The sequence below is a fragment of the Neobacillus pocheonensis genome, assembly GCF_050477905.1.
Lineage (GTDB): Bacteria > Bacillota > Bacilli > Bacillales > Cytobacillaceae > Neobacillus > Neobacillus pocheonensis_A.
In genome coordinates, this window is sequence record NZ_JBCNAD010000047.1 from 40,001 (window position 1) to 66,385 (window position 26,385).

Genomic DNA, 26,385 nt, shown 5'->3' on the forward strand with positions numbered 1-26,385 from the left:
AAATAAGGGAATACTCGCAAGTTATTTCTTTAAGAGCAAAAAAATAGGAAAGCTTTAGACGGCTTTCCTATTTCCTATTTATACCTAACTTATCTTGATGACTATTTTACCAAAGTGTCTCCGTTCATCTATGGCTATTTGGGCCTGTGCGATTTCTTCTAATCGATATATGGCATGAATCTGTGGCTTTAGCTTTCCTTGCCACACATAATCGGTAACTTGCAGGAAGTCCTCCCAATTCCCTAATGGAGCCCCTAATACCTGGCGGTGCCATTGATAGATTTCACGGATACTGATCTCTGGGAAGTCTCCCGCAGTTGCTCCTGAAAGAACAAGCTTTCCTCCCATTTTCAAACAATTTAAGCTCTTTCGGAAGGTAGGGGCTCCTACAGAATCAAGAACAAGATCCACACCTTCATGGTTCGTCCATTCCATCACTTTCTCATGCCAGTTTCCATGGGAGTCAAAAACTGCTGTTGCCCCCATCTCAAGACATTTTTTCCGTTTTTCTTCACTGCCAGCAACCGCAATAACCGTTGCACCGGCCGCCACCGCGATATCTAATTGGGCCGAACCAAGGCCTCCTGAAGCACCAATAATGAGTACACGGTCCGATGGTCTGACCTGCCCAACTGTTACGACTCCCCTCCAAGCTGTCGTATAAACAGCTGGTACAGTTGCAGCGGTTTCTGAAGAAATATGATCGGGAATTGGAATAATATTTTTTGCAGGAGCCACTACATATTCAGCTAATCCACCCCATCGGTGTTCCCCTAAAATCTGATAGTCGGAGCACATACTAAGCTCACCATTTCGGCAGGTACGACAAGTACCGCAGCCGATTCCAGGATTAATTAGAACACGCGTTCCCTTTTTAGGTGCTTCGGGCTGTAGGGTCAATGTCGGACCATAACCGACAACGTGCCCAGCGATATCGACTCCGGAAATATGCGGAAGTGTCATCTTCGGGACACCAGGACCTTTTAACCCTTCACGCGCAAAAACATCAAGATGATTGAGTGCAGTTGCTGCCACTTTGATTAAAACCTCATCGGGACCTGGCTTTGGAACGGGAATTTCTTCAATCTTCAGTACTTCAGGTCCGCCATGTTTACGAAGTATTACGGCCCTCATTTTTTCAGGGATATCCTTTTGATCTAGTTCAAACTCATTGAATAATAATTCATTTACCACGTAACTGCCTCCTTTGGTATAAATTTATTTTTTACGTTTCCATACGACCTTTTGATTCACTAGCTCAGTGATGGTTCCTCTCTTTTGAGTAAATCGGTGCAATCTTTCAGCCACTTGTTGTCTTTGCTCGGCAGAGCCTTCGACCGGCTCGCCAATCTCATCTAACATGGCCGGATGAATGACCATTTGTTCAATCGATAACCGCCCCGTGGCCGAATCTTCTTCCAAAACAAGTTCTGCCATACAGCTTTGATGATTTTCTGGTAACATGAACATGTTGTATGGAACATGGAAGGTGGATTTGTCCATGCCGCCCGGGACAAATTCCGGATGGAAAATATAATTGCCAAGACTATATAAAACCGGAACGCTTTTTCCCTGAGAAGAAAAATATTCTTCAAAGCCAAATGGAGCGTGTGCGTGATGGCCGACAATGACATCGACACCTTTTTCCACGACTCGTTTTGAGACAATTTTTTGGTATTCTGCGATAGGATCTTGCGGGACTGAGCTCCATTGCGGCGGTACCCCCCAGTGCATGGACAGGATGACAAAATCGGCTTTATTGCGGACTTGTTCAAGTGTCTCTTCTAATTGAATAAGCTCGTCTTCGACAGGGACAGTTTGGATATAAGGTGGAGTTCCTGGCTGCTCATCGAGTATGCTTGAATCTATTTGAAAATAGCTTTTTATTCGAACACTCGCTATTCCAGGACGGTTGTTTAACGCTTGATATCCTGGTGGTACCGTGGATGACCAGGAAAGGAAAGCGATCGTATATCCATCTACTTTAAGAAAAACTGGCCGCCGTGACTCCTCGAAATTTGCTCCAGCGCCCGTAAATTTGATTCCTGCTGCTTCAAGCGTTTGACAGGTTTGTTCTAAGCCTGGTACTCCCCAGTCAAGCATGTGATTGTTGGCTAACGAAACGGCGGTAGTCTTTAAATTCCTCAACCACTCACCTGTTTTCAATGGTTGTTTCATTCTCACCAGTTTATCAGCAGGAGCACCCGGGTTCTCAATGATGGGGGCTTCGAGATTGGCCAGACGTATATCCGCTTCTTCCCAAATCCCCTTCCAAATATCTTTTTTAGGTTCGTGCAGTACAGCGATATCTCCAACAGCAGCAATTCGAATTTGTTTTGCCAAGTAATTTCCTCCCTCACTAATTTTTAAAAGAGGTGATGTCTGAATCAATATTCAGTCACCACCATTGTTCCTTTTCATAAAGGATTACTGTTTAATCCACCATTCATTTACATAGTGCATCGCATCCCGTAAGCCTAATTCCGGGACACCCTGAAGATTTTTATTCCGGATTTGAATTTCTTGAGGATACCATAAAAAGAGGTATGGTAATTGTTCCGACATATAATCTTGCAAATCAAAATAAACCTTTTGACGTTCCTTCGGATCAATGGTCTTCTGTCCTAATTCAAGAAGATTATCAAGTTTTTGATCTTTAAATCCCGGCAAATTATACCCTTTTTCCGCCGTAGAAGAATGGAAATATGGGAGTACGTCAGGATCGCTTGGATAAATCCACCAGTTTAGGATCATATCATAATCTCGTTTTACAATGTTCTTCTGAATCATGGCATTCCATTCCATCGTATTCAACTTCACATCAATTCCAACAGCTTTTAAGTACTGCTGTACCATTTGACTGACTGGTTCAAGATCACCTTTAATCCCGATATCAAAATTAAAGGAAAAAGGTTTCCCATCCTTATCAAGGATGCCATCACCATTGGTATCCTTCCAGCCAGCTTCAGCCAGTAATTTTTTGGCTTTATTAGGATCATAATCATATCCAGAAACATCTTTTTTATAATAATTTTCCAGTGAAGGGGAAATAGGCGAATTGGCAATTTGCGCATATCCTTTCTCCACGGTTTTAATAATACTTTCCCGATCAATCGCATGCATGAAAGCTCTCCGAACACGGACATCAGTAAATCTTGGATCCTTTTGATTTAAAGATATCCAGTAAAATCTGGTGACGTTAACCGGGTTAATGGTCAAATTTCCGGCTTGTTTTATACGGTCGGTTGAAGCATTGGAATCCAGGATCATAATGCTAAGCTCATTACTTAATGCTTGGGCTACCTGTGAATTACCATCCGCAATAACTTTATAAACAAGTTTATCCAGATGAGGTTTTCCCGCATAATAATCAGGATTGGCTACTAATTCTACTTGCTGCCCAGCTAAGTATTTTCCTATTTTGAATGGACCGGTTCCGATTGGTTTTTCCTTATTAAAGGACGTTAAATTCCATGGGTCTTTCCCTTCAAAAATATGCTTTGGAAGAATTCCGGAATTATAGCCTAAATAGGCGGGCAGAGCAGCCATAGGCCGATCTAATTGAAAGACCACGGTTTTGGCATCCTTTACTTCTACTTGTTTTACCCCGCTGTATATTGAGGCACCGCTGGCTGCAAGTTTTTTATCCAGGACAATATTATTAAAAGTATAGGCAACATCTTCTGCAGTAAAGGGTTTTCCATCATGCCATTTTACTCCCTCACGCAAATGGAAGGTCCAGCTTAAACCATCTTCGGAGGGTTCCCAGCTCGTTGCCAAATCTGGAGCAGGAGATAAATCTTTTCCAGGCTTCGTTAATCCCGAAAATAAAACACGATTAATAAAAACAGATTCGACAAATGCATTTGGATGAAATGGGTTAAAGATAGGGTCTGCAGCAATCGATAATGTGACTGTTCCACCATCCATTGGGGTTGAGCTATTAGACCCATTCGTTTTTGTGGACGAATTATCTGAACAACCTGCTGAAATGATAACTACTAAAGTAAAAAACAAGTAAAGGAGTTTTCTCCCAATCTTTTGTTTCATTTACCCCACCCCTATTTTGTAATCAGCGTGCCCAAGTTTCTTTTAAAACTCTGAAAATATTTCCGCCCATCACTTTACGGATGTCTTCACGGCTATACCCATGTTTGACTAACCAGCGGATTACATTCGGATAAGCTTCGGATGGATTTTCCAGGCCTTTCACATAGCTTACTTCTTTATATTCATTGACTTTACGAGAATCATGGACCGATAAATGACTGGCAAATGCATGGTGAATTCCTACGTGATCTCCAAAAAGTGTATCGAGACCAAATGCAGCATGATCAATTCCCACTAAGTTGACTACATGTTCGAAATGCTCCATAACGGATTCAATGGAATGTTCTGGATGCTTTTTTGTCAAGGTTGTATGTGGTGCCGCTTCAATTCCAATGACCCCGCCTTTTTCAGCACATGCTTGAAAAATATAGTCCGGCTTCATGCGATTGGTATCCCATAAGGCACGTGCCCCAACATGAGTGATAAAGATTGGTTTCTCACTCACTTCAATAGTGTCTAATGCTGTTTTGTCACCACTGTGAGATACATCGATGGTCATGCCTAGCTTGTTCATTCTTTTGACAACTTGACGGCCAAACTGTGTTAACCCTCCATCATTTTTTTCCTTTAGACCGCAGCCTAGTGCGTTCGCCTCCGAGTACGCAATCCCCATACAACGTACGCCTAGTCCGTAAAGGACATCTACCCGGTCAATTTCATTTTCAATTGGGGTAGCAGATTCGAGCGAAGAAACCAACGCGATTTTACCTTCGTTCTTTGCCCGGTATAAGTCTTCAATTTTTTCTGCACGAATAACCATATCCTGATGGGCAAAATCACTGTAACGGATCCCTAAATCATGGATGACGTCATTCCATTTCCAGCCCGCATTGGAGGTAATTAATGCTGTCCCATCCATGTACTTTTCAAAAATTACATCTAAGCCTGAAATACTTAACCCCTCATAGCCAGTCCAATCCCTTCCTTGACCACGGAATTCAAAGATTTTACTGACATCCTCCGGAACGATGAAGGTATGCTCATGAAGTGATACAATATAATCTTCTTCTAAAATTTGTCTGACTAATTGTTCCTGCTCTTCATTTACCGGATACAAAAATGGTTCCTCACGTCCAATTTCCTTTGCAAGTGGATAATGCTTGAAATCAGCCCCCGCTTCCAAGTACTGAAATGACTTATAACCCTAATATTTCTTTTTGTTTGCAACTGTTTCTTGCACTTTTGTCATAGCCATTCTCCTTTTCATTAGATTCACTTAAAAAAATGCAAGAACCATGCCAATTAAAACAATAGGCTTTATAAGAAGTATATGAATGTTTGAAACTTCTTTAGGGTTCTTTAGGTTGGATTATCATAACCTAAACTATGAATATAAATAGAATTCAAGTTTCTTGGGCACTTCGAATATATTAGTAGAAAATTCTACTTTTTAGGTAATATTTTGAAACTGGAGGCAGACATGATTAAAATAAATAATCAGACAATCAAGCCCGAGTCCCTTTTTAAAGAGATTACCAATCCTGAACAAAGAACCATTTTAAAACAAATGGCAGCTAATCAGGTTGATTATGTATACCAAAATTTAAGCCATTTAAAATTTGAACTCCTCTTTCGATCCAATACGATGAGGGCTGCCAGGGAGCTTAATAAAAGCGGGGTAAAATTTACGACGTTTACTTATGCTTTTCCGAATCGGAAACTGTGGGACCGCTTAAGCAATGGGGGATTCCTTTTGAAAAATGGCGTCAGCCCGTCGGTTGGCATTCAGGATATACTAAAAAATGGTTCTCTGTACGCCTTCGAATGCTCCACCGGGATTGCCATCGTCTTATATCTTGCCACTCTTTATTCGATTGGCAGTGCTCGATTTAATGTACTCTTCGACCACCTTTACTTGATGGATTGGCAATTTGATGAGGACCTGCAGATTTATCAAAAATATGGGGATGATTTTATCCCAGGTGATGTTCTGCATTTTAACAATCCCGACTTTGATCCGAAACAGCCACATTGGCGTGCTGAAAATGTCGTCTTTTTTGGAAATGACTCATTCTATGGACATGGTGTCGGCATACGTAATGCCAGTACCATCATTAAATTTCTTAATACCAAAAGAAAACCGAATCCCCAAAAATCAGCCTACCTCATGAATCTTATATCCCGACCATACTATCAAGGTTTTCTATAGGTGTTACGCAACATAATTTTTCAATTCAACATGTATTTGTTAAAATAATTGAAAAACATATTATATGTGTTAAGGAGAGAAATAAATGGCTATTGATGTTTATTTAAATTTTAATGGAAACTGCCGTGAAGCTGTAGAGTTTTACGCACAGGTATTCGGAACTGAACAGCCAAAAATTATGACCTTTGGCGAATCCCATTCTGACCCCAATTATCAAATGCCGGAGGAAGCGAAAAATTTAGTCATGCACACTCGCCTTAACATCAGTGACAGTAATGTCATGTTCTCAGATTGTTTTCCTGGGATGGAATTTATTGAAGGAAATAACGTGACTCTTGCATTCATCAGCAAGAATCTGGAGGAAATTCAACATTCATTTCATCAATTAAAAGAAGGCGGCAAAGTAGGCATGGAGCTTCAAGAAACCTTTTGGAGCAAGTGCTATGGCCAAGTGACAGATAAGTTTGGGATTCATTGGCAATTTAATTTGGATAGCGGAGAAACTTACTAAAAGTGATCCTCCCTATAACAAAGACCACAACCAGTGTTGCGGTCTTTTTAATTTTGCTTTACTTTGGCTACTCCAAAAGCAAAGCCGGCGAGTCTTGCTTTATTACGTACCAAAAACGAGATCAAAATGTGTTTTTACTTCTATTATTTAAAAATTTATAAAGGCATTGTCGGCCTCTACCTTATCATTGATCACTTTGTTTTCCTTAAGCCATTGAGCGACACTGTTCCATGTTTTTGGATCTTGGTAACCGAATGGATTATCCTTTGCATCCATCAATGGGAGAAGGATTTCTAGGCTTTTCGTTTCGACGTCCTTTTCAAGCGGGGAGGATTTATCTTCGTGTTTCATTAAGACTGACAGCCCCTCTTCCGGATGTTGAGCAACATATTTTTGTCCTTTTGTAATCGCCGCCATGAATTTTTTAAATACTTCAGGCTTTGCTTTTAACTCCTTTTCACTGCCAACCATTACTAGCTCATAATAATCTGGAACACCAAAGTCTGCAGGGTTTAATGTCCGCATTGGATGCCCCTCTTTATCCAACAATAATTTCTCATGATTGATGTATCCACCGATTAGGGCATTTGTTTTCTTGGTAGCCATCGCCGGAATCAGGTCCCAGCCAACATCAACCATTTTGATCTTCTGTGCGTCGCCGCCGTCAGCTTTCACCATTGTTTGAACAATGGCTTCGTCTAAAGGAATCGATGGATAACCAATCGTTTTTCCTGCTAAATCCTTAGGTGATTTTACAGAACTATCTGTAGGTACCATTAACTGATTCAATGGGTGGCGGACGATAGCTGCAAATGATTGAACAGGGATATCCTCTCCACGTGCCACTAACACCTGAGGTTGGTAACTAATTGCCATATCAATTTTGTCGGCCGCAACTAGTTTCAAAGGATCGTTTGTGTCAGCTGGCATTTGGATATCTACGTCTAAGCCTTGCTCTTCAAAATAGCCTTTTTCTTTTGCAGCAAAAAGAAACGAGTGCACAGCATTCGGATACCAGTCCAGCATGAGGCTGACCTTCTGAAGTTTTCCACTAGTGCTCGTTGCTTTTTCAGATTCGCTTTTCCCGCAAGCACTTAATACAAGCAGCAATAGACTTATCATGATTAAAAAAACTTTTTTCATTATATTCGCTCTTCCCTTCTGGATGTTAACGATATTGATTTTTCGAGAACTTTTTTTCTATTAAACTTATTAGCAAGAAAAGAACAATCCCAAGTACTGACAAAAGAAATATCGCAGCAAATACAGCGTCAGCCTTTAGGTTTCCAGACATTCGCCGGCTGAAATATCCCAGTCCTTCACTCGCACCGAGCCATTCCCCAATTGTCGCACCAACCACGCAATAGACGACAGACATTTTTAACCCGGAGAAAATAGAAGGCAGCGCCATCGGCATCTGAATCTTTTTAAAAATCATCCAGCGATTGGCCCCCATGGTTTGCAGTAATTCGCTGTATTCCTTCCCGCCGGCTTTCAAGCCATCATAAGTACTCACGACAATTGGAAAGAATGCCGTTAAGATAGTGACGGCAATTTTTCCCCAAATTGAATAGCCGAACCACATAATAAAAATGGGAGAGATTGCTATCAAAGGAATGGTTTGCGAGATTACAAGAAAAGGATAAAGTATTTTTTCTAAATTACGGGAAAAATGCATTCCAATACCCAACAGGAGACCGCCAGCAAGTGAAAGTCCAAATCCAATTAGGACTTCTTGTAAGGTAGCAGGCAAGTGCACTTCCAACAGAAGCTCCCGATTATCAACTAAGGATGCCCAAATCGCCGAGGGTGAGGGAAGGATAAATGCTGGAATCATCCCCTGTTTAACAATCCATTCCCAAAAACTGACCAGGAGGATGATAACCAGTAGAAACAAGCCGTAATCTCCTGTCCATTTTTTCAAATTAGCTTTCATGGTGAATCAGCCACTCCAGTTCTTTTCGCATTGCCATAAATTCAGTTTGATAGACTATCTCTGAATTTCTAGGTCTTGGCAAGCTAACTTTTATTTCTTGGATTCCTTCCTTTTTAAGCAAATAAATCCGGTCGCTTAGTAGAATTGCTTCTTCGAGATCATGAGTGATGAACAAAACTGTTTTTTGCAATTCTCCCCACAGACCTAGTAACCATCTGTGCATGTTTCTTTTGGTGAGAGAATCAAGTGCGCCAAACGGCTCGTCTAAAAGCAACAGGTCCTTGCCTGTCATCATGGTTCTTAAAAAAGCGACCCGTTGCTTCATTCCCCCAGAGAGTTCCTTTGGATACGCTTTTTCATATTCTGCTAGACCAAAACGGGCTAACCAGTCCCGAATCTCAGGAATTTTGCGTTGCTTATTTTCCTTAGTCACCTCTAGTGGGAGCAACACATTTTCCAAAACCGTTTTCCAAGGTAAAATCAGGTCTTTTTGCGGCATGTAGCCTACTGTTCCGAGCCTGCTTTTTGAATTTTGCTGGGCAATTTGAATTTCTCCCTCAGATGGCTCTAATAAACCCGTAATCAATTTAAAAAGAGTACTTTTTCCTGATCCGCTCGCACCGATCACGGATACAAACTCACCTGGCTGTACATCCAATGTTAGCTTTTGAAAAATTGGCTTTTCGCCAGTAAATGAATACGTCAGATTTTGGATAGATAACATCGACGAATTAGACAGGCCAATCGCCCCCGTCATAGACCATATCCCAGAACATGTATTCAAACCGGGATGTTGTCAAGAAGTGTTCCTCTAAAATGGCTAATTCCCGTTCAGGTTTTTCATCAGCATATTCATCCAATAAATTTATAAGCCAAGTGGCAAGCTCACCGAATTCTTTGGAAGAGTACATTTTAACCCAATCACCGTATAGATAGTGGTCGATAGAACTAGGATAGACATCTGCTAGCATCTTGCTAATCTCCCGATAGCTCCACATACACGGCAGTAAAGCAGCAATTAGCTCTTCCAATGAACCATTTTGGGCGACATTCAGCATGTATCGTGTATAGGCTAAGTTCATTGGAGTAGGCTTTGTTTCTTCCAACTGCCCTTGGGTAATTCCAAATCTTTCAGCGTAATTTCGGTGGAGTTCCATTTCTCCATGTAATGTTTCGCTTAGTAGTTTAGCGAAAGCGGCCATCGTCACAAGGTCCCTCGCCTTTACTGCGCCTAGTGCAAACAACTTGGAATAATCGATTAAGAACACATAGTCTTGTTTCATATAACGGATAAAAGATTCAACAGGTAAATCCCCTGTGCCTAATCCGACAACAAAGGGATGCTCGTGTGTTTGTTGCCAAACATCCTCCACTTTTTGAAAAAGTCTTTGTGAAAATTTCATGGCTAGCCCTCCTTCCTGGTGTTACACCACTCTGCAATAAAAATGGCCAATACTTTTGTAAAATCCAGCAATTGTTGGATTTCCACTTTTTCATTTACGGCATGCGCGTCTTCTAGTTTCCCTGGTCCGAAGATGACGGTCGGAATCCCTGCTCGACCAAGCCAGCCAGCGTCAGTAACGGTTGTGGACATTCCAACTGTTGGATTTTCCTTCAACATTTTTTCAAAAGAGTTAGTTAATAGTTTTGTTCCCGGATGCCCTGGATCGATTTCTAATGACGGAAAAATTTCACCCCTGTCAACAATCATCGATTTCCCGCCCCAAACATATTCGGGCGGATTCTCACGGAGCCATGGATCCGAAGCGGCAACGGCTTGGATATGCTCTTCGATTTCCTTAATCACGTTTTGGTAGTCTTCATTCGGATAAAAATGAACGGTAACCCATAAAGAGCAGCGATCGGCAACAAAAGCAGCATGTCGTCCTCCTTCAATCACCGCTGGATTTATAGTATTGGTTCCTGGGGGAAAGCCGTCATAGCTTTTCGTTACTGCCCAGTGGCGCTCAAGGTCTTGAAGGCCAGAAATGATTTTCGTCATTTTCTCGATGGCACTCGCCCCATTGACGCCGCCGCCTGCATGGATCATTTTTCTTCTGAGCCCATCGTGAAACGTCTTTTTGCTTTGAATGGTTATCCAGCCTGTAATTACTCCGCCTTGTCCTTGAATATGTAAGTCACTTGTATCGACAACAACTGCATAGTCAGCTTTGTATCCTCTTTCCGTACATGCTAGGGTGCCAGCTTCTCCGACTTCCTCTCCAATTACAGATTGGAATTGAAGATCCCCTTTAAGTGGGATACCTATTTCTTTTAATAGTTTAATAGCGATGAGGGATGCGGCAATTCCGCCTTTCATATCCGCAACTCCGCGGCCATATATATACTGATCTTTTTTTATAGCCTCAAAAGGAGATGAATCCCATTCTCGATCATCACCTATTTCAGCCACATCTACATGCCCATTCACGATTAAGCTATGAAACTGGTTTGCATCCTCCCCTTTTAATATACCTACGACATTAGGATCCCCCGGGTAGACATCCCATTGATCCGTTTCAAAACCCATATCCTCTAGGTATCCCTTAATAAAGTCTTGGACTTCAGTGGTATTTCGAGCGGGAGGACTAACTGTTGGAAACGCTATTAGCTTGGTCACAAGCCCAAGTAATTCTTCTTTTCTAGATTCAACTTCTTTTGATATCCGTTCCACCAAACTCATTTGTTCAATACCTTTGAGTCCACTAAATTCACAACTTTGTTCTTTCCAAAAATGGTTAGAATGACAAAACCAATTAGTGCACCAGCAAATGAGCTAAAAATAAACAATGGAATAAATCCAAATAGCGTCGCTTTTTGTCCGAGAATAAGCGTTGCAATTGGATAGGAAAGGAGCGCTCCGATTATGCCTGTGCCAATGACTTCTCCTAAAAAGGCAAGATATATCTTTCTAGTTTTCCAAAATAATAATGATGCCAATAATGCACCGACCATGCTGCCAGGAAAGGCAAAGACGGATCCCGTTCCCATTAAGTTTCTTAACAGGGACACACAAAAGGCCTGAGCGACTGCATAGTAAGGTCCTAACAATACTGCGGACAATACATTTAAAAAATGCTGAACAGGAAAGACCTTCGTAAAACCGATTGGAATGGATACTAGACTGCTAGATATCGTTCCGATCGCAATCATCATCGCTGTAAGGGTAAGTTTGTGCGTTTTTTTCATCCCATTATCGCTCCTTTTAATTTTCTGGCAGCCTCCATTGGTGACGCGGCAAGACTTATGGCTGTAATGACCGAGACACCGTCTGCACCCGCATCCACAATTGAACGTGCATTTTCTGCCGTTATCCCGCCAATCCCAACAATCGGGGTTTGATATCCGTTTTCCCTTAATGTTTCAATTAGGGTCGTACCTCGAGAAGGCTTGGCATCCTCTTTTGTTTTTGTTGGAAAAACAGGTCCAATGCCAAAATAATCTGCACCCTCTTTTATGGCAGACATCGCTTCCTCGGTCGAATGGACGGATACCCCGAGGATTTTATCGCCAATTTTTTTCCTAACTGCTCTCACCGACTCATCCTCTTGGCCGATATGGACACCGTCTGCATCTATCGTTAATGCCAGTTCGATATCATCATTCACTATAAACGGGATTTGATTTTGTCTACAAATGTTTTGGAGTTCTTTGGCAAGTGCATATTTTTCAACACCCGTTAAAGCTCCTTCACCCTTTTCCCGAAATTGAAAAAATGTAATGCCGCCGGAAATAGCCTCTTTTAAAACCTCTGTCGGGTCCATCAAGCAATTAGGACTGCCCATGATAAAATAAACCTTTAATGCTTCGCGCAGATTTTTCATGATCTTACAAACACCTGCCTTTTTTGATAGGCCCAATGGTTCGTCGGACCATGCCCCAGTCCAATTTCTAAATCTTCCTCAATGGCTGCCTGAATAAAGTCCTTCGCCTTCACAACAGCGTCGTAGATGGTTGCCCCATTTGCCAGTTCAGCAGTAATGGCCGCTGAAAACGTACAGCCCGTTCCATGGGTGTTTTTCGTCTCGATGCGTTTGCTTGTAAAAGTGTAAAATTTCTTGCCATCAAACAATAAATCGATTGATTCAGTTTCGTTGTCATCATGGCCGCCTTTAATAACGATGTTTTTTACACCTAATTCGAAAAGTCTTTGTGCCGCCTCCTGTTTGTCTTCTTCCGTTTGAATCGACATCTCTGTAAGGACCTCTGCTTCCGGTATGTTCGGTGTAATAACCTTGGCAAGTGGTAATAAATAATTTTTCATGGCCGAAATAGCTTCTATTTGTAAAAGCGATGCTCCCCCCTTGGCAATCATCACTGGGTCCACCACAAGATTGTCCCATTTGTATTTGCTAATTTGTTCACTAACCGCTCTGATGATGTCTGCATTAAAGAGCATTCCGGTTTTTACTGCGTCAGTGCCCATGTCATCACCTATAGCTTGAATCTGCTTAATAACGGCCTCGACTGTCATCGGATAGACGCCGTGGACACCTAATGTATTTTGCGCTGTTACTGCAGTTAAAGCTGACATTCCGAAGACTTCCAATTCCTGAAAGGTTTTAAGGTCAGCTTGAATTCCCGCTCCGCCGCCGCTATCAGATCCTGCAATCGTTAATGCTTTTTTCATTTTGCTAACCTCCCCTACACCTGTCTAAATGAACTATGTTGAACGATATCTTCTGAGGAAACGAGGGCCAATTGGTTTAAAAACTCGATTTGGAAACTTCCTGGACCCATTTCAGCCGTTTTTTGTGCTGCTTTTTCGGCTGCAATTCCGTAAAAGCTTAGTGCTGCAACGGAAGCCCTAATGAGATCCTTATCCACTCCAGCAAAAGCACCAATCACTGAAGTCAATAAGCATCCAGTCCCGGTGACCTTGGTTAAGATTGGATGACCACCCGCAACTAAATACGTGGTTTTTCCATTGCTGACAATGTCTTCTTTTCCGGTAATCACGACAACACAATTCATTTTTTCGGCAGCATTAATGGCGATGTCAATGACATTCCCCTCTGCATTACCAGCGTCAACGCCTTTTATTTCCCACTTTTCCCCCACTACATTCGCAATTTCGGCAGCATTACCTCTAATAACGGAGACTTTAACTTCTTTCATGATTCTTTGTGCTGTTACGGTTCGATAGCTTGTAGCCCCTGCTCCAACCGGGTCAAAAATGACTGGAACATTCGCCTCATTTGCTGCTTTCCCCGCAATGATCATCGATTCAACAGTTTGCGGGTTTAGGGTTCCAATATTTAAAACTACTGAACTAGCAATCTTCGCCATATCCGCCACCTCTTCAGCTGCATACGCCATAACCGGTGATGCGCCAAGAGCAAGAAGACCATTTGCCGTAAAGTTGGTAACAACTACATTCGTGATATTATGTACAAGCGGGTTTACCTCACGTACTTTTTGCAAAGTTTCAGCTAAACTGTTTTTTTCCATTTGAATTTCCCCTTTTCTTTTTTAAAATAAAGGCTCTGTTAAATTTGGTTGTTGATTTCCGCTCCGGGCACTCGCTTTCCGCGGGGAGGTCCTAGAGCCTCCTCGGCGCTTTGCGCCTGTGGGGTCTCTAGCGACCTCTCTATCCCGCAGGAGTCGAGTGCCCTCCGCTCCAATCAACTATGAGCAAAATTAAGATTGACCTTTAACAAAGCCAAAATAAAAAAACCAGATCCATTATTTGGACCTGGTTCATAAGCAAGAAAGTAAAAATACTTCACAAGACTACTTTCCTACGCTGGTATTATCCAGATCAGGTCCAAAGGGTCAAAAACGTTGCCGTTTTCTCTCAGCCCGCATGAAGGGCACCCCTAGTAGATACAACACATATTAAATTTCAACCCAATAATACTCCTATTAAAATAATAAGTAAAGAATAAATTACTAAATAAAAAATCCGTAACAGTTTACATAATGTTATTATGGCAAAACGATTAACCCATGAAAGACCTAACCCTACTTATATTGGTGAGAATTGTCCTTCATTTAGCCAATGAAGGACAGGACAGGCTATTTTCTGTTATGATTTGTCCTTCATCAATCTTATGAAGACCAATTTTCATCTATTCTCTGTAATTTTTGTCCTTCATCGATCTTATGAAGGACATTTTCACCCATTCTCTGTAATGTTTTGTCCATCATCGAGCCTAGTTTCACCCTTTATTAAAAATTTTCGAGATTAATAAATATTTTTCCTATTTTTTTGCCAGCTCCATCAGCTCTTTTAGTTCATTAGTAAAACCTTTAACTGCTCGATGATCTACAACTGTCACTGGAACTCCTAAAAAACCATACGCTTCTACTTCCTTTTGATACTCCGGGTTCGTCGAAACATTCCTGGTTTCAAATGAAATTCCTTCCTGTGTGAGTACTTGTTTGACCATTGTGCATTCAATACAGTCATTTGTCGTATAAACGATTACTTGCTTGCTCATTTTTTATTTTCTCCTCCAAGTCATAAAATGAGATAGTGTTTCGCCATAATCTATCAGAAACCTCTCCAAATGACAATTTTTTAATTTTTGATATTTCACGAATCGATTCATTCATTATGATTGTATGTGTCATTTTCCCTATAAATAGTCCTTCAAATGGCCATGGATCATAAGTTTCAATCATTGTTTGTTCAAGAGGATAGGCTTTCACTAATTGCTTAATTTTTCTTTATAAACAATATCAATATCAGGTGTTACAGAAATATAATATCCATTCTCTATCAGATGTATATGGGCATCAATCATTTTTATCAACCACTTCACCCCTTTAATAGCAACAATTAAAGCGCTTTCATGCGACAAAGAAACACGAGAAATGTCTGTTCCTGCGCTTTCCCGAGGAATAAAAAATATTTCCTCAGTTTTTTTCATGCATCAAAGCCTAGTATAGAGCTATTTTACCATCCCTCTGAACAAAAGCTTAGAATAAATTCATTCTTGAAATAATTCGACTTTTTTTGCATTTTTCATCTATACAATCTCAAATTGACATGATTGATAGAATTATTTTATATATTTGGAATTTTTTGTGGATAGAAATATAATATATTTATAGTATGGGGGTGTCAAATGAGAAAAGATGGTGGTCCAGACATGAAATCGAAGCCAGGTTCTAACAATAATAAGAATAGTGTTCGAGTGAATAATAATTTCAGCCTCACAATTAACTTTGGAGATTCCTTGAATCTACTTGCTTTGATTGCAGGAGTTTATGTTTTGAGGAGAATTGCTAAAAAACAAAAAATTAGGAAAGACAACATGTAATGGGAATTCATCCATTACGTTTTTTTTATGTCCATCTTATTTAATGGATCGGCGCAAATCCTATGCTATTTATTCACTCATGTGCCAGACCAAATGAATACTCTATAGTAAACATGCTATGGAGGTTTAAACATGAATTCAAAAAATAAGAATGAAAGTTTAGAAGGCTACTTTTTGCTTTTCGGGTCAACGTTAGTTTATAAGACTTCTAGCTTATATCAAAATATCTACGTTACCGAACGAAGTGAATTCCAAGGAATGAGAGGAAAGTTCCGTTTACTTCAATTTTCCTCAAATGATGTTCAAGGAATAATCAATTTGGATCAGAAACAATACCTCGTCGTTTCTTACATCCGAGTATTAGTGGATCTTATTAATCACTTTGTATCAGCTTTTAAAAATGGATTCATTATTGGCCATGGAATTGGCACCATTAGTTCCCACTACTCAGATCGAAATATTTTGACAGCTGAGATAGACCCGATTGTCGTTGAGGTATCCAAGCAATACTTTGGACATACTGGAAAGAACGTAGTAGTCGGTGATGGACAAGCGCTCCTAAAAACCCAAGATTCACACTCGGAGGATTTCATTATTTTGGATGCGTTCAGCGGCACTGAGACCCCGTATCACCTAACAACAAAAGAATTTTTTACGCTGACAAACGATAAGTTGTCCGAAAATGGGATTCTAATCATGAATTATATTGGAAAAGTAAGAAATGATGAACGATTGGAGACGCTTTACACAACTATTTCAGGAATCTTTCCTGATGTGAAGCTGTTTGCTACCAATCCCAAGAAAAGTTCGAAACAAAATATATTTATAGTTGCAAGTCGTAGTGAGTTGGGAGATTATTCTCCTCAAGAGGCAGCCCCTTTTCAGATTATGGTTAAATAATTGTGAATATATTAACAAATACGTATTATTTTATCAAAATGAGCTATTTAACTAGAACGAATCTATCTTTTCAACATAACTTGTCTAATATAAGGAGTTTAATAAACTTCCTTTTATAAAAAGATAGAGAGGGGGGATCACACATGGCAATTGTATTTCCAGCTTGTCCAACTCTTGGTGATATTGTTGTTGGACTAGTCTTAGTTGTAGCATTTTTACTGGGCAGTCTTCTCGGCGCTCGTCCAGAAACATTAGCAGCAGTATCCGATGCAATCGCAACTGCGTTTACTTGTTCTTAATTTAGGGCAGTGATCAATGCGCATTCTAGCAATAGACCCTTCTTAGCCAAGCCTAAGGGGGGTCTATTTTAATCGATATGATAGGGATGAATGTGAAATAAAAAATATTTGCTTTTATGTGGATAATAACACAATGCAACATTCGTCAAGCGACATAAGATATAAGGAATGTCTGAACGTATTACAATTTAAACAAAAAGGTGGTTAAATAATGAGTAATAAAAATAATAAAAACAATGAAAATAACGAACAGAGTACGGGGCAGCAACTAGGCATGGATCCTTTAAAGAACCTATCAAACAGTTTATTAAATAACCAAAATTCGCTTGATTTTAATTCTATTATGCGAGCTGCAACAAATCTTCTAAATAATGATGCAATATTGAGTTCTTTAACTGAACTTAGTAAAAAGAGCCAACCCCAAGCTGAGCCTGAAGTTCCTGAAAAAGAAGAAAAACAAGAAAATCCAGAACTTGTTTCTTTAGCGGAACAGCTTGAGAAAATTGCAAATGATTTTTCAGAAATAAAAAATGAATTATTGGCAATAAAGGAACAAAATGAAAATCTTACTAAGTTAGTAAAGAAAATATATAAATACTATTCGAAAAATAAATAGTATATGATGTTAAAGAAAACCTTGAAATCCAAGGTTTTCTTCATTCAACAGCACTAAATTTTCATTTTAATGTTTTCCTGGCTTTTTCTTATCTGATTTCTTACTTTGTAAGTCCTTCTCTTTCTCGTTTTTTGTTGAATTAGCCTTATTCGATTCTTCCTCAGGCTCATCCGGAATCTGTGGAATTACCTTTTCATCCGTTGAATGTATGCCCTTTTCACTTATTGGTCCAATCAAAACATGATCATCAACTTCGTGAGGGATTGCCTTCGTCTCAACGAGCTGTTCAAGGCGATCGATTCTTTCCAGTAATTGAGTACGCTCTTTTTCCGCCAATCTTCCCTTCGAAGAATAATACGGATCACTTTCCCACCAGTCCATACCTATTTCTTTCGCTTTATCAACCGATGCGACCAGCAGCCTGATTTTAATCGTGAGCAAGTCGACGTCAGCTATAGCTATTTTAATGTCCCCTGCAATCACGACTCCCTTATCAAGGATTTTTTCTAAAACTTCCAGTAAATTTGTGGATTGTGATACATGCTGAATGGGCATAAAAATCTCTCCTGTCAGTGGTTTAAAGAAGTCTTCCCAACGGGCCCAATTCTATATTGAGATCTTCATGTTCTAAACCAAAAATCACTTTTAATTCTTCCATTTTTTCCTCAAGCCTCATTAATGTTAACCCTAATTCCTCCAACTGCTCTTCCGTGAGGGAATCACTTTCCACCCGTCTCATAGCCTGTCGCTCCATTAACTGGCGAAGCAGTTCAATGATCGTAAGTACTAATTTTGCCAATCCTTGCTCTACCGTGTTCGAGTCTAAGGGCATCCGTTCCATTAACGATGACCTCCCCTCCATTTTTCCGATCTCTAGTGCCAAAGGCGCTTTCAATTGATGAAATCAAAAGCTTAAGATCAACAACGATTAAATCGATATTGGCAATCGAGATTAATATTTCTCCCTGAACCACGACCCCTGTATCAATGATTCCATCCAATAAATCCAACAAGGTCATTTCTTTATTTTCAAAAAGATGATTCCGCTCCATACTTAGGTCTCCTTCACCATTTTTGAAAAATGATAGGCCGGCCATGGACCGGTAATATGAAATGTACACCCAAATGGTGTGTATGTTTTTTCTATGTCCTGAATTTTGTTTAAAAAATGATCAACATTATTAGTTTCTAATAGATAATCACAATTAATAATCATCTCATCTTTTCGTTCGGTTACTTCTTTCCCCCAATTTTTCCGTAAATTTATATCGTGGACAAATGGCATTAGTTCTTGATTGATTTCTTGCCACCATTTCATTTGTTCTACCTCAAATTGGGATGCAATCAAATTTTCCAGCTTTTTCTTCATAATAAACTGCTTACCCTTTGGCATCATCGTTAATTTTTCTTTTAATTCCATAACAGCTGGACTATGATCTATGACATATGCTAAGGCTTTCTCCTTATTACAAAACATCTTTACATTCCACTCTTGCTTACCTTTGAGGGAAAGGAGCTTCTGGTAAAAAACATCATATTGCTCAGAAAGTAAGCTTTCTAACGTTTCCTCTTTTTGGAAAATGGTGCAAAAGGACATGGGAAGGACGGTAACTTGCTTGTGGACAGCTTCGATAACTTCATGATGGTGAAAGGCTTTTTCCTTTAACCATTCAGCATTTTTAACTAGAAGGTCAAGTTGCTGCTGAGAAAAATCAGGGGCATTAACCGGTGTAAGGACGACAGCTAAATCTTTGTAAATTTTCGTATAAATGGGTTTTTGGTCAATTCCCTTGATTGAAGGGACCTCTGAATATTGGAGTTCCTCTGTTAAAATGACCCCGTACATATATAAAAAGTCTGTTCCAATCTTTGTTAGAGTCATAATGCATCCCCCTTATAAATGCTCTAATCTTCTAATAGCTCATTTTTTTCACGTTCTTTGGCTATTTTATATCTTTCAAGCAATTCCTGTTCCCGAAGAACATAGGCTTCTTCATCAATTTCCTCCAATTCGTACATCATATGCAACTCGATGAGCTGTTGTTGAATAATATGGAGATCGTACAATTCTTGGTCAACTTCTTCTTGGATTTTTTCACCGAGCTTGATGATGGAACGGAATGGTAATGTGAATAGTTTGAATATCATATTTTCCCTTCTATCCTTAATCGAATATCGACAAAATTATATGCCGGCCATGGTCCGGTATACTTAAAATCTACCTTATCCTTCCATAATTCATATAGATCATTTACCCTTTGATCGAATGCTTCTTCCTTATCACGGTCGACCAAAAAGGCGGCATTTAAAAGAGTTTTTCCTGGAAGGGTTGCATTTTGTTTCCCTGCTTCCGCTAACTCTAGTAATGAGTGATAGATTTCTTGTTCTACCTTATTCTCCAGCCCTAAAACAAAGTTATGGGCTTGCTCTCCTATTTGAATCTGGTCATAAAAAGAAGCAGGATTTGAAATGTCTATTTTCGAGGACTGCCATTCATTTAAAAGCGGATTATTTTTCATCTCTTCCTTCATCCAATCTTTTTTGGCAATAACCTTCAATCCGACCTCGATCTTGTTCTGCAAATGGATAAACAATTTTTCAAATTCATCATGCATATGCTTTGTGATCAGCAATACATCCTCTTCTGAATGAAATACATTTCCAAAGCTCATTGGGATTATGCTGTATTGCTTAATGATTTCAGTTATAATATGCTGATGGGCAAATAGGTTATTTCGGTCAGGTAAAAGATCCCCATTCACCTTTGTCACCACCATGGCTATATTCTGGTAGTGAATCGTATAAACGTCATTTTCTAAACCATTGAAATTTACTTTTCCAAATTGCTTTGGAACATTTTCCTTTATGGCACAAAAAACATACACCCCACTTTGGCTATTCATTGCTGCTCTTCCTTCCTTTTCAATTCTTTAATAATAAGCTCCTGAACACCTTTATGATTCAAATCAGGTAAAATTTGCATAACCGGTCTTGTTAATACATCTAGACAAAGCGCTTGGTACTGTTTATCCTCTGATATAATTGGAATGTTTGCTTTCTGGGCTATCGTTGCAATCATCAATGAAGCCCGTAAACTTGGACAAAATCCCTTTCCATAGGATCGTAGCTTAGAAACAATCCGCACCACTTCCTCAGCCTCTTCCTGGCTGATTCCTGTTTTATTGTGAAGAATTTTTATTTCATCTCCTGTGTCACATGTATCTAAGCTGATGGTGATTAATCGGTCGAGGAGAGCATCTTGAGTATGGAAGGTTCCTGCATACTCATCCGGATTACTGGTAAAAATGATGGCAAAATCAGGATGACAAGGAATAAATGAGTCTTTTTCTTTCCCATAAAGAGGCAAGACTTTTTCTTCTAAAAGGGCTAAAAATATATTATTCGTTTCAGGAAGGGAACGTGAAAATTCATCATAAATAACTACATGTCCATGTTTTACCGCTTCAATAAGCTGTCCTTGGACCCAAATGGGTTTAATGACCTGCTCTCGCTTATAAACGGAGTGAATATAATTATCGATGATCTCTTTTTTCGTTATCCCATAATGTTGGCCTAATAAATCCTTATTCGATAATTCATGGTGGCCCCTTATGATAGTAACTGGCCTGTTCAATTGAGAGGCAATATGGACTGCCAAGCTTGTTTTTCCAATGCCCGATGGTCCAACAAAATGAACTGGATAACCGGCTTTCATATACTTTATCGTCTTGGTAATGATTTCCTCTATTTTTTCAGTCTTGACGAACATCATCACACCTCCTATTCACTGTTTTTTTCAAGAAAGGAGCCAAGGCGTCACCTGCCTTGGCTTCACCTTTCCAATTGTTTACGATGCAGATTCTACTTCGCTGCCCTCTTCAAATAAATGATGAGGACTATCTTTTAATAATCCAACCGCTTCGGCATATTTCAGCCATGTTTTTACGCTGGCAATGACAATCCGGGCTTCAATTGTTAGCAGTTCAATGCCAACCAATGAAACGACAGCCCAAATGTCAATGACAACACCCTTATCCAAGATGCGGTCAACTACCTCTGCTAAACTGGATGTATTTACACTCTTTTGTATAGCAGCCATTCATGATCTCCTCCTTTCGTTGGCTGCGTTCAAGGGAAATCTATATAGCTTATTCTTCATTTCTAGCTAATGTGATGAATCTATACCTTTAACTACAGCAGAATTCTTCGTTTAAAACGAATTACTATAGTATATGTTTACTAGTAATTATTGCATGGACAAGTGTTTAAGCAGTGGCGCAGATGGTTTATTTTAATTGTAGCTGTTTGAATTAAAATGACTTTACAAAGCCTAAAATTGATCTTACTCTATCAGTAGTTAACTTTTTTGATAGGAGGGTTATCTTTGGAGGAGTTTGTTTATTTGATTCGACCAAACCGCAGTAATTTTATTGAAACGATGACACAGGAAGAAGCTAATTTAATGGATGACCATTTTCAATACCTTAAAGATTTATTAGCAGAAGAAAAATTAATTATGGCAGGACCTTGTTTAGACGGAGCATTTGGGATTTGCGTTTTTAAATCAGATTCATGGGAGAATGCTGAGGCCATTATGAATCATGACCCCGCTGTTTCCAACGGAATCATGACTTCAGAATTACATAAATATCGAGTTTCTCTAATACAAGGGAAATAAATATTATTTCTTAATAATGCGGGTGACAATTAGTCACACGCTTTATTTTTGTCATTATCAAGGCTAAGTTAAAGGAAAACTAATAAACTAATGACCAATTTAACCCCCTTGTCCCCCATTTTTTGTTCAGATTAAAACAATATTAATAAAGTATTCATATAATAACTTATCCACATTTATGTTAGGGGGTTAACTATGGAAAGTTTTTTTCGCTTACGGAGGGATACTGTTGGCGAAGGTGTAATGAGCCTGCATCCCGAAGTTGCAAAATTCATAGGTATCACTCGCCCAGCTGAAAGGTTAATTTGCTTTGGCAGCCAATCGGTTCGAGCAATTGTTTATACATCTCAAAGCCTTAAGGAAAATTATGCAAGCATATCTTCTGATTTACTCGATGAATTAAACATTCCTCTCAATTGTCATTATGAAATTCTACTAAAAGGTAACGAAATTCACTTCGGACCCTTTATCAGTTTACTAGCCGGAAATACGGATAAATCTATCGAAAAAAAACTGGACGATCTTTTGGATTATTTATTATATTACAAAGAAATAAAGGGAGCTGTGTTAGTTTTTTCAATTGAAGGAGTCAATAAGGAAACTCAAACGATCAATGGTTATCTTTATAATCCCAAATCTAAACAATGGGAAAAAGGGACATATCCCTATCCATCCTCAATTTTTGTCTTGACGAAAAAGGCAAGTTCTAAATGGATTAAGCATTTTAAATCTATTATCGGTGACGCTGTTTTTAATGATTTTCATTATAATAAATGGAATATCCATAAGATATTAAAAACATCTTATAATGTGAAGGAATCTCTGCCACATTCCATTCTTTACGAATCTCCTGATGATCTCTATTCCTTTCTACAGAGATACTCTAAAATAATGGTTAAATCGATTAGCACCTCTAAGGATTCCTCCATTTACAAAATCTCGAAAGAAAATAACTATCTCGTGATTACCCATCCACAAAAAGGCGAATCTAAAAAAATAAAATTCTCTGAACAAGAACAAGTCTATGAATTGTTTTCAAAGTATTTTAAAAATGGACAGTATATGATCCAACAATCCATAGAATTACAAACGACGCATGACCGTACTATTGATTTTCGGGTGATTGTCATTAAGAATCCCGATGGTAAATGGCAGGTCATGAACATGTTTGCCAGACAAGGTAAACCAGGGACTGTATTAAGTAATATTTATCCTTATGTGGAATTAGGCAAGGAGACACTGCAAGAAGTTTGGGATCTTAATGACGTAAAAACGGCGATGATGATGAAGGATATTTCCGATAAATCGATTGAAGCGGTAAGGGTAATCGAGGAAAAAGGTGTCCACTTTGCCAATGCAAGTGTGGATATTAAGGTGGATGAGAATGAAGATATTTGGATTTTAGATGTCCAGCACCGTAATCCTTCCCATGAAATAGCTCTTGTTGCCGGATTCCCTGACCTTTACTATGAAATCCTTAAAACCAATATGCTATATGCCAAAAAACTTGCTGGGTTCATTTAATTCAAGATTATCAGTTAACATAACATTATTATGTATTTTATTTTTAAAAGATAGCAAAGCATTTGTCGACCTTAGGCGGACAAATGCTTTTGACTATCTTTTTTAATGTGGCCTCTCACCTATCGTAACATTACCCCAGTTACAAAGGTTAGGAATACATGCGTTCCTAGTTTTACAGTTGGTTGGACGGCTGTATCTTTTAGTGGGTCGAGACAGACGATGTCCATGGCTTTTACTTTTGGATGGCGACCTGCTGCTAGTACCCCGTCTAGCAGTTCAGCTGTTGTCATACCCCCTGGTGTTGATGCCGGTACCCCCGGTGCGTAGGCAATATCAAGAACATCCATATCGACCGTTAGGTAAATCGTATCAACTTTAGCTGAAAGCTCTTCTAAGCATTGAAGAACAGTCTCTTCGATGCCTTTTTTCCGTGCACGGCCCAATGTAATGTAGTTAACACCCTTTTCATCTGCGTATTGCTTTAATTCCTTCGTATTGAAAAAACCGTGCAATCCGATGTTGTACATGTCTGTTCCGTTCAGAACACCGCTCTCAATCAGATTCCTCATCGGTGTTCCGTTCGATGGACCGTTATCGCTCATATCCCGCAAATCAAAATGAGTATCAAACTGGAGGATCCCAATACGCTCCTCTGGTTTCGCTTTTTTCAGCCCTTTCACCATCATTGCGGTAATGGAATGGTCACCGCCAATTGCACACACTTTGGAATTGACAAAATGACTGTGAAGTGCTGTAGAGGCCTCAATTATATTTTCATGACAACGAGGAATATCAGTGACATGCATTGGGACGTCACCCACATCCAATGCGGTCATTTCTGCCAAATCAACATCTTCGTCCAGATTATATGTTGTAAATCCTTTCCAAGCCCTTCTAAATGCGTCTGGAAATTCAGATGCCCCGGAAGCACTTATCGATGAACGGGATAATGGCACACCTACAACCACAATCTCTGCCTCTTTGCTCTTTTCAGGATCTGCCGCTGAATCTATCGGCTGAATCCATTCATGGACCTTTTCCGGAATACGCCCCTCCGGTCTTACCCATGTAAAGCTATGAGAGTTAATTTTTGGATAAAGAAAGCTCTTCACTGAGCTGACCTCCCCTGACAACCACTGAACCATTTTTCACAACAGTGTCCACATGGTTAACCCCATAAGAGTATTGAAGCTTCATATAGTTTGGCACATTAAAAATCGTCAAATCGCCTTTTTTGCCTACCTCCAAGCTGCCGATTTCACCCGCACGATTAATTGCATGTGCCGCATTAATCGTCGTTGCCGTAATAACTTCTGCTGGAGTCATCCCCATTTTCAAACAGCCTAGACTCATTATGAATGGCAATGAAACAGTTGGTGAAGAACCTGGGTTACAGTCAGTCGATAAGGCAACCGGTACACCTAGATCAATCATTTTACGGCCATTCGCTGACTCAGCCATTAAAAAGTATGCTGTTCCTGGAAGCAACACGCCTACAACGCCCTTTTCCGCCATCGCTTTCATGCCCTTTTCTGATGCCTTTAATAAATGGTCAGCAGAAACGGCGCCAACTTCGGCCGCTAGCTCCGCCCCTTCATATGGCTCAATTTCATCAGCGTGAATTTTTGCCAGCAGACCGTGGCGCTTACCCGCTTCAAGAATCCTGCGAGATTGCTCCGGAGTAAACACGCCATGCTCGCAAAATACATCATTGAATTCTGCAAGGCCGAGCTCTGCCACCTTTGGAATCATTTCATCAATCAATAAATCCACAAACGCATCTGGATTTTCCTTATATTCCTTCGGTACCGCATGCGCACCCATAAAGGTAGAGACAACATCAATTACATGCTTTTCGTTCAAATCTTTTGCCACTTCAAGCTGCTTCAATTCCGTTGCCCATTCCATCCCATATCCGCTTTTTGCTTCTACCGTGGTAACACCGTGTCGTAAGAACACGTTCAAACGTTCATAACTTTCACTAAAAAGCTGCTCATGACTTGCAGCCTGGGTAGCCCTTGTTGTAGCATGAATGCCCCCGCCGGCATTCATAATTTCCATATACGTAGCACCTTGAAGACGCATGTTGAACTCGTTTTCCCTGCTTCCGGCAAAAACAACATGCGTGTGTGGATCTACAAGTCCTGGTGTTACAAGCTTACCGGAAGCATCTACAACTTCCGCTTCTGCAATGCGTGCCCCATACTTGACCGCAAGCTCTTTATCTGTACCAACAGACTGGATCATACCATCTTCAATCCAAACACTGCCGTTCTCAATTATGTTAAGCTCAGACATCGCACCCTTAACAAGGGGAGCCTTGGAGCTCCCCTGTAAGGTAACGAGCTGAGAAGCATTTCTAATAAAAATTGCTTTACTCATTCGTAATCAATT

General features: G+C 39.9%; 32 protein-coding genes, 1 pseudogene and 1 riboswitch. Of the genes and pseudogenes, 8 read left to right on the forward strand and 25 right to left on the reverse strand.

The genetic code is table 11. From position 1 onward, the window contains the following. Positions 1-84: 84 nt before the first annotated feature. From ABES02_RS24155 to ABES02_RS24170, 4 genes are all read right to left on the reverse strand, one after another. On the reverse strand, positions 85-1,194 hold the full coding sequence (locus tag ABES02_RS24155) for a zinc-binding dehydrogenase (protein ID WP_430140316.1): 1,110 nt from the start codon (positions 1,192-1,194) through the stop codon (positions 85-87). A 24-nt stretch (positions 1,195-1,218) separates the two neighbouring features. After that, positions 1,219-2,343: a CapA family protein gene (locus ABES02_RS24160; protein WP_430140318.1), complete on the reverse strand. Its 1,125-nt coding sequence runs from the start codon at positions 2,341-2,343 to the stop codon at positions 1,219-1,221. Positions 2,344-2,427: 84 nt separating this feature from the next. Then, positions 2,428-4,050, reverse strand: a complete 1,623-nt coding sequence (locus ABES02_RS24165; protein WP_430140320.1) for an ABC transporter substrate-binding protein — start codon at positions 4,048-4,050, stop codon at positions 2,428-2,430. Positions 4,051-4,072: 22 nt separating this feature from the next. Then, complete coding sequence (locus ABES02_RS24170) at positions 4,073-5,167, reverse strand: dipeptidase (RefSeq protein ID WP_430140322.1); 1,095 nt, start codon at positions 5,165-5,167, stop codon at positions 4,073-4,075. A gap of 363 nt (positions 5,168-5,530) precedes the next feature. On the opposite strand from ABES02_RS24170, the gene ABES02_RS24175 reads away from it, so the two are divergent. Both ABES02_RS24175 and ABES02_RS24180 read left to right on the forward strand, forming a co-directional pair. Beyond that, positions 5,531-6,259, forward strand: a complete 729-nt coding sequence (locus tag ABES02_RS24175) for a protein-glutamine gamma-glutamyltransferase (protein ID WP_430140324.1) — start codon at positions 5,531-5,533, stop codon at positions 6,257-6,259. Positions 6,260-6,344: 85 nt separating this feature from the next. Continuing rightward, positions 6,345-6,770: a VOC family protein gene (locus tag ABES02_RS24180; RefSeq protein ID WP_430140325.1), complete on the forward strand. Its 426-nt coding sequence runs from the start codon at positions 6,345-6,347 to the stop codon at positions 6,768-6,770. Positions 6,771-6,917: 147 nt separating this feature from the next. Here the strand turns inward: ABES02_RS24180 and ABES02_RS24185 are convergent, their stop codons facing one another. From ABES02_RS24185 to ABES02_RS24235, 11 genes are all read right to left on the reverse strand, one after another. Continuing rightward, complete coding sequence (locus tag ABES02_RS24185; RefSeq protein WP_430140326.1) at positions 6,918-7,913, reverse strand: ABC transporter substrate-binding protein; 996 nt, start codon at positions 7,911-7,913, stop codon at positions 6,918-6,920. Positions 7,914-7,938: 25 nt separating this feature from the next. Then, on the reverse strand, positions 7,939-8,706 hold the full coding sequence (locus ABES02_RS24190; protein WP_430140327.1) for an ABC transporter permease: 768 nt from the start codon (positions 8,704-8,706) through the stop codon (positions 7,939-7,941). Continuing rightward, on the reverse strand, positions 8,696-9,463 hold the full coding sequence (locus tag ABES02_RS24195; protein ID WP_430140328.1) for an ABC transporter ATP-binding protein: 768 nt from the start codon (positions 9,461-9,463) through the stop codon (positions 8,696-8,698). Before ABES02_RS24195 ends, ABES02_RS24190 begins: the two co-directional genes overlap by 11 nt. Further along, positions 9,438-10,109 (reverse strand): thiaminase II, encoded by a 672-nt coding sequence (gene tenA / locus ABES02_RS24200; RefSeq protein WP_430140329.1) that lies wholly within the window; start codon positions 10,107-10,109, stop codon positions 9,438-9,440. Before tenA ends, ABES02_RS24195 begins: the two co-directional genes overlap by 26 nt. A 2-nt stretch (positions 10,110-10,111) precedes the next feature. Further along, positions 10,112-11,389, reverse strand: coding sequence for an acetylornithine deacetylase (locus ABES02_RS24205; protein ID WP_430140330.1), 1,278 nt, complete (start codon positions 11,387-11,389; stop codon positions 10,112-10,114). After that, positions 11,386-11,895, reverse strand: coding sequence for an energy coupling factor transporter S component ThiW (gene thiW / locus ABES02_RS24210; RefSeq protein WP_430140331.1), 510 nt, complete (start codon positions 11,893-11,895; stop codon positions 11,386-11,388). Before thiW ends, ABES02_RS24205 begins: the two co-directional genes overlap by 4 nt. Next, positions 11,892-12,530: a thiamine phosphate synthase gene (thiE, locus tag ABES02_RS24215; protein WP_430140332.1), complete on the reverse strand. Its 639-nt coding sequence runs from the start codon at positions 12,528-12,530 to the stop codon at positions 11,892-11,894. The genes thiW and thiE overlap by 4 nt, the downstream gene beginning before the upstream one ends. Beyond that, entirely contained in the window at positions 12,527-13,336 is an 810-nt protein-coding gene (gene thiD / locus ABES02_RS24220) for a bifunctional hydroxymethylpyrimidine kinase/phosphomethylpyrimidine kinase (RefSeq protein WP_430140333.1), read from the reverse strand. Before thiD ends, thiE begins: the two co-directional genes overlap by 4 nt. A 14-nt stretch (positions 13,337-13,350) precedes the next feature. Beyond that, entirely contained in the window at positions 13,351-14,157 is an 807-nt protein-coding gene (gene thiM / locus ABES02_RS24225) for a hydroxyethylthiazole kinase (protein WP_430140334.1), read from the reverse strand. A 270-nt stretch (positions 14,158-14,427) separates the two neighbouring features. Continuing rightward, positions 14,428-14,537, reverse strand: a riboswitch (TPP riboswitch). 372 nt (positions 14,538-14,909) lie between these two features. Next, positions 14,910-15,149: a glutaredoxin family protein gene (locus tag ABES02_RS24230; protein WP_430140335.1), complete on the reverse strand. Its 240-nt coding sequence runs from the start codon at positions 15,147-15,149 to the stop codon at positions 14,910-14,912. 210 nt (positions 15,150-15,359) lie between these two features. After that, positions 15,360-15,581, reverse strand: coding sequence for a hypothetical protein (locus ABES02_RS24235; RefSeq protein ID WP_430140336.1), 222 nt, complete (start codon positions 15,579-15,581; stop codon positions 15,360-15,362). A gap of 198 nt (positions 15,582-15,779) precedes the next feature. On the opposite strand from ABES02_RS24235, the gene ABES02_RS24240 reads away from it, so the two are divergent. The 4 genes from ABES02_RS24240 (at position 15,780) to ABES02_RS24255 (ending at position 17,789) form a co-directional block, all read left to right on the forward strand. Next, the gene (locus tag ABES02_RS24240) at positions 15,780-15,974 is read left to right on the forward strand and encodes a hypothetical protein (RefSeq protein ID WP_430140337.1); all 195 of its coding nucleotides are present in this window, start codon (positions 15,780-15,782) and stop codon (positions 15,972-15,974) included. Between the two features lie 132 nt (positions 15,975-16,106). Beyond that, on the forward strand, positions 16,107-16,874 hold the full coding sequence (locus ABES02_RS24245) for a spermidine synthase (protein ID WP_430140338.1): 768 nt from the start codon (positions 16,107-16,109) through the stop codon (positions 16,872-16,874). Between the two features lie 143 nt (positions 16,875-17,017). Next, a complete protein-coding gene (locus ABES02_RS24250) occupies positions 17,018-17,173 on the forward strand; it encodes a hypothetical protein (RefSeq protein WP_430140339.1) in 156 nt (51 codons plus the stop codon). A 211-nt stretch (positions 17,174-17,384) separates the two neighbouring features. Then, positions 17,385-17,789, forward strand: a complete 405-nt coding sequence (locus ABES02_RS24255) for a hypothetical protein (RefSeq protein WP_430140340.1) — start codon at positions 17,385-17,387, stop codon at positions 17,787-17,789. 267 nt (positions 17,790-18,056) lie between these two features. Here the strand turns inward: ABES02_RS24255 and ABES02_RS24260 are convergent. The 8 genes and pseudogenes from ABES02_RS24260 to gvpA form a co-directional block, all read right to left on the reverse strand. After that, positions 18,057-18,344 (reverse strand): annotated as a pseudogene (locus ABES02_RS24260) (gas vesicle protein); the annotation flags it as partial. 22 nt (positions 18,345-18,366) lie between these two features. Continuing rightward, a complete protein-coding gene (locus tag ABES02_RS24265; RefSeq protein ID WP_430140341.1) occupies positions 18,367-18,651 on the reverse strand; it encodes a gas vesicle protein K in 285 nt (94 codons plus the stop codon). Beyond that, positions 18,560-18,841: a gas vesicle protein gene (locus ABES02_RS24270; protein WP_430140342.1), complete on the reverse strand. Its 282-nt coding sequence runs from the start codon at positions 18,839-18,841 to the stop codon at positions 18,560-18,562. The genes ABES02_RS24265 and ABES02_RS24270 overlap by 92 nt, the downstream gene beginning before the upstream one ends. A 2-nt stretch (positions 18,842-18,843) precedes the next feature. Continuing rightward, positions 18,844-19,671 (reverse strand): GvpL/GvpF family gas vesicle protein, encoded by an 828-nt coding sequence (locus ABES02_RS24275; protein ID WP_430140343.1) that lies wholly within the window; start codon positions 19,669-19,671, stop codon positions 18,844-18,846. 23 nt (positions 19,672-19,694) lie between these two features. Further along, positions 19,695-19,937, reverse strand: a complete 243-nt coding sequence (locus ABES02_RS24280) for a gas vesicle protein GvpG (RefSeq protein WP_430140344.1) — start codon at positions 19,935-19,937, stop codon at positions 19,695-19,697. After that, positions 19,934-20,692: a GvpL/GvpF family gas vesicle protein gene (locus ABES02_RS24285; protein WP_430140345.1), complete on the reverse strand. Its 759-nt coding sequence runs from the start codon at positions 20,690-20,692 to the stop codon at positions 19,934-19,936. Before ABES02_RS24285 ends, ABES02_RS24280 begins: the two co-directional genes overlap by 4 nt. Next, on the reverse strand, positions 20,689-21,558 hold the full coding sequence (gene gvpN / locus ABES02_RS24290) for a gas vesicle protein GvpN (protein ID WP_430140346.1): 870 nt from the start codon (positions 21,556-21,558) through the stop codon (positions 20,689-20,691). Before gvpN ends, ABES02_RS24285 begins: the two co-directional genes overlap by 4 nt. Before the next feature lie 78 nt (positions 21,559-21,636). After that, positions 21,637-21,888: a gas vesicle structural protein GvpA gene (gene gvpA, locus ABES02_RS24295; protein ID WP_430140347.1), complete on the reverse strand. Its 252-nt coding sequence runs from the start codon at positions 21,886-21,888 to the stop codon at positions 21,637-21,639. Positions 21,889-22,173: 285 nt separating this feature from the next. Here gvpA and ABES02_RS24300 point away from each other — a divergent pair, with 285 nt between their 5' ends. Both ABES02_RS24300 and ABES02_RS24305 read left to right on the forward strand, forming a co-directional pair. After that, the gene (locus ABES02_RS24300; RefSeq protein WP_430140348.1) at positions 22,174-22,467 is read left to right on the forward strand and encodes a YciI family protein; all 294 of its coding nucleotides are present in this window, start codon (positions 22,174-22,176) and stop codon (positions 22,465-22,467) included. A gap of 195 nt (positions 22,468-22,662) precedes the next feature. Next, the gene (locus tag ABES02_RS24305; protein WP_430140349.1) at positions 22,663-23,991 is read left to right on the forward strand and encodes a YheC/YheD family protein; all 1,329 of its coding nucleotides are present in this window, start codon (positions 22,663-22,665) and stop codon (positions 23,989-23,991) included. Positions 23,992-24,110: 119 nt separating this feature from the next. Here the strand turns inward: ABES02_RS24305 and ABES02_RS24310 are convergent, their stop codons facing one another. Together ABES02_RS24310 and hutI are read right to left on the reverse strand one after the other, a co-directional pair. After that, complete coding sequence (locus ABES02_RS24310; RefSeq protein WP_430140350.1) at positions 24,111-25,103, reverse strand: agmatinase family protein; 993 nt, start codon at positions 25,101-25,103, stop codon at positions 24,111-24,113. After that, positions 25,075-26,373 (reverse strand): imidazolonepropionase, encoded by a 1,299-nt coding sequence (gene hutI / locus ABES02_RS24315; protein ID WP_430140351.1) that lies wholly within the window; start codon positions 26,371-26,373, stop codon positions 25,075-25,077. Before hutI ends, ABES02_RS24310 begins: the two co-directional genes overlap by 29 nt. Positions 26,374-26,385 lie beyond the last annotated feature (12 nt).